This window comes from Agrobacterium sp. LAD9, from assembly GCF_003031125.1.
GTDB lineage: Bacteria > Pseudomonadota > Alphaproteobacteria > Rhizobiales > Rhizobiaceae > Agrobacterium > Agrobacterium radiobacter.
In genome coordinates, this window is record NZ_PHGS01000040.1 from 1 (window position 1) to 1,770 (window position 1,770).

Below are 1,770 nucleotides of genomic sequence, written 5' to 3' on the forward strand. Positions count from 1 at the left end.
GCGATGCCCTTTTCATCGAACCTGTGGATTTTGGTATCATCGGGGGTGATAAACACGGTATCGCCATGCCTGCATTCGAACTCACCATCGGTCCTTGCAGTGATCGGGCCGATGCCCTGGACGTCGAGGTGGAGGAAGGTATCGGAGCCGAGATGTTCGGCGACGGTCACCTTGCCCTGCCACAACCCACTTTCTTTCGACAGCACCAGATGCTCTGGCCGCACGCCGGCGGTAGTCGCTCCCTTTTGCCGGGCGTAATCGCCGGTCACCAGGTTCATGCGCGGCGAACCGATGAAACCGGCGACGAAGAGGTTGCGCGGTGTCTTGTAGAGCTCCATCGGCGAGCCGACCTGCTCGATATTGCCGCGGTTGAGCACCACGATCTTGTCGGCCATGGTCATCGCTTCCACCTGGTCGTGGGTGACGTAGATCATCGTCGTCTTCAGCGTGTTGTGCAGCTCGGAGATTTCCAGCCGCATGGTGCCGCGCAACGCCGCATCGAGGTTGGAGAGCGGTTCGTCGAACAGGAACGCCTTCGGTTCGCGCACGATGGCGCGGCCGATGGCGACACGCTGGCGCTGACCGCCGGACAGTTGCGAGGGCCGGCGTTCGAGATAATCGGTAAGGTTGAGGATGCGGGCGGCATCGTCGACCTTCCTGTCGATCACCGCCTTGTCGAGCTTGGCCATCTTCAGCGGGAAGGCGATGTTGTTCCTGACACTCATATGCGGATAAAGCGCATAGGACTGGAACACCATGGCAAGGCCGCGTTCGGCCGGGGCCTTTTCGGTGGCGTCCTTGCCGTCGATGACGATCTTTCCGCCGGAGACATCTTCCAGCCCGGCGATCAGGCGCAACAGCGTGGACTTGCCGCAGCCGGATGGGCCGACGAAGACGACGAACTCGCCGTCATGGATGTCGAGATCGATCGACGGGATGACTTTTGCCTCGCCGAAGAGCTTGGACACGTTCTGAAGGGAAATGCTGCCCATTATTGTCGTTCCTTATTTCACGGCGCCGAAGGTGAGGCCACGCACGAGTTGTTTCTGCGAGAACCAGCCGATGACGAGAATGGGGGCGATCGCCATCATCGAGGCGGCCGAAAGTTTTGCCCAGAACAGCCCCTGCGGCGAGGAGAAGGAGGCGATGAAGGCCGTCAGCGGTGCTGCATTGGTGGTCGTCAGCCGGATCGTCCAGAAGGATTCGTTCCAGGCAAGGATGACGTTCAAAAGCAGCGTCGAGGCAATGCCCGGAACCGCCATCGGGGTCAGCACATGCACGATCTCGTTCCACAGCGATGCGCCATCCATGCGGGCTGCCTCAAGAATCTCGCCGGGGATTTCGCGGAAGTAGGTGTAAAGCATCCACACCACGATCGGCAGGTTGATGAAGGTGAGCATGACAGTGAGGCCGATGCGGGTATCGAGCAGGCCGGCATTGCGGAAGATCAGGTAGATCGGCACCAGCACGGCAACCGCCGGCATCATCTTGGTGGAAAGCATCCACATCAAAATGTCCTTGGTGCGCTTGGTCGGCGAGAACGCCATGGCCCAGGCGGCGGGAATGGCGATGATGAGTGCGATGATCGTCGAGCCGAGCGACAGCACCACCGAGTTCATGAACGGCTTGAAGTAATCACGCTGGGTCTGCACGGTGATGTAGTTTTCGAGCGTGCCTGACGGAATGAGGCTGAAGCCTGATATCGCCTCCGGCTCGGTCTTGAGCGAGGTGAGGAAGGCGTAAAGGATCGGGAAGAACAGCAGAAGCGCC

General features: G+C 60.1%; 2 protein-coding genes. Both read right to left on the reverse strand.

Annotation, left to right across the window (positions count from 1 at the left end; all coding sequences use genetic code 11):
* The coding region (locus DA915_RS28545) for an ABC transporter ATP-binding protein (RefSeq protein ID WP_107678101.1) at positions 1 to 992 on the reverse strand (992 nt) is incomplete at its 3' end.
* Between the two features lie 12 nt (positions 993 to 1,004).
* Positions 1,005 to 1,763 carry a carbohydrate ABC transporter permease gene (locus DA915_RS28550; RefSeq protein WP_244600822.1) on the reverse strand — a complete coding sequence of 253 codons (759 nt, stop codon included), beginning with the start codon at positions 1,761 to 1,763 and terminating at the stop codon, positions 1,005 to 1,007.
* Positions 1,764 to 1,770: the final 7 nt, after the last annotated feature.